1 protein-coding gene is annotated in these 1,321 nt (G+C 71.6%); it reads right to left on the reverse strand.

What is annotated here, in order from left to right; genetic code table 11:
* A partial coding sequence (locus tag BIV23_RS45310; RefSeq protein WP_218161940.1) for an alpha/beta fold hydrolase occupies positions 1 to 908 on the reverse strand: 908 nt, incomplete at its 3' end.
* Positions 909 to 1,321: the final 413 nt, after the last annotated feature.

Below are 1,321 nucleotides of genomic sequence, written 5' to 3' on the forward strand. Positions count from 1 at the left end.
GTCGCTGCCGCCGTGAGTCTGTCTACGGCTGTCGCAACTGCCTCGGGACTGGCGATCATCGTCAGGTGTCGGGCGCCCGGAATGAGCGTTGCAGGGGGTGCGCCGATGCGCCGCGCAGTCTCCTGCGGCGTCTGCCGGGTGAACACGTCGTCCTGGGCACCGAACACCACCGACTTGGGCAGATGCACCCCGGCGAGCCGGGCCACCTGATCCGCGGGCAGACCGGGCACCCCGGCGGCCAGCATGCTCCAGAGCGCGTTCTCCGCGCCCGGTACCCGCAGCGGGCGCCGCCACTGATCGAGGCCGGCGGCGTCCAGGCGCGGACAGGCGGGCCCGCACTGTGCGTCGTACAGGCTGCGGATCACACCGTCGATGCCGAGCCCGATCCGCAGCAGGCTGGTGCGGTACGGGTCGATCAGCACGTACTTGAAGGCCGGCGGCGGACCGGCACCCGTGTCGAGGGCGTCGCCGTCGAGGAGCATCACACCCCCCAGCCGGCCAGAAGCCCGCAACGCCGCCTCGGTGACTACGGCGGCTCCGCTGGAGTGCCCCACCAGCAGCGGACGCTCGCCCGGACCACCGAGGTGCATGGCGTCCAGGAAGCCCAGGAGCTGCCGGGTGAAATGGTCGACGGTGTAGGGGCCGTGACGCTCGCTGTATCCGTCGCCGGTCAGGTCGAGCGCGTACACCCGGTGGTCGCGGGCGAGCAGCGGGGCAAGGCGCGACCAGGTGTCCACGGATTCGAAGGCGCCGTGCACCAGGACGACTGGCGGGCCCGCCGTGCCCCAGGTCTGGTAGCGCGTGCGGATGTCGGCGGCTTGCACATACCTGAGCCCGCGTGGCGGCGCTGCGCGCCCGGCAGTGACGCCGTTGTAGACGAACGAGGCCGCCGTGACGACTACCAGCACCAGGGCGCAGGCCAGCGCGGCGCGGCGCAGCCACCGCCGCAGCCGGGGACGGCGTGGCCGCAGCGCGCGCTCGGCAGGGCTTGACGGCAGAGCGGACGACGGTTGGGCGCCTCCGCCTCCGCCTCCGCCTCCGTCTGCGGCTCCGTCTCCGGCTCGGTAAAGATCAGCTGTCACAGCGCACAGCATCGCCCACGGCGCACCCGCGGTCATCCTGCGGAGGGAGCCTTCGTGACTACTCCGCCGGGTGTAGGGGGAGTGCTGGGCGTATGCGCTCCGTCATGAGTTGGCGGCCGGGGTGTTTCTGAGCGGTGGTCGACGTGGCCGTGAGCCGGGGAGCCGGTTCCGGTGCTGGGGGCGAGTGCGACCTTTCGGGTGAATTATGTGAGGGATGGTCGTCGGGTTGGTGGTTTGTT

It is taken from the genome of Streptomyces monashensis (assembly GCF_001866665.1).
Classification (GTDB): domain Bacteria; phylum Actinomycetota; class Actinomycetes; order Streptomycetales; family Streptomycetaceae; genus Streptomyces; species Streptomyces monashensis.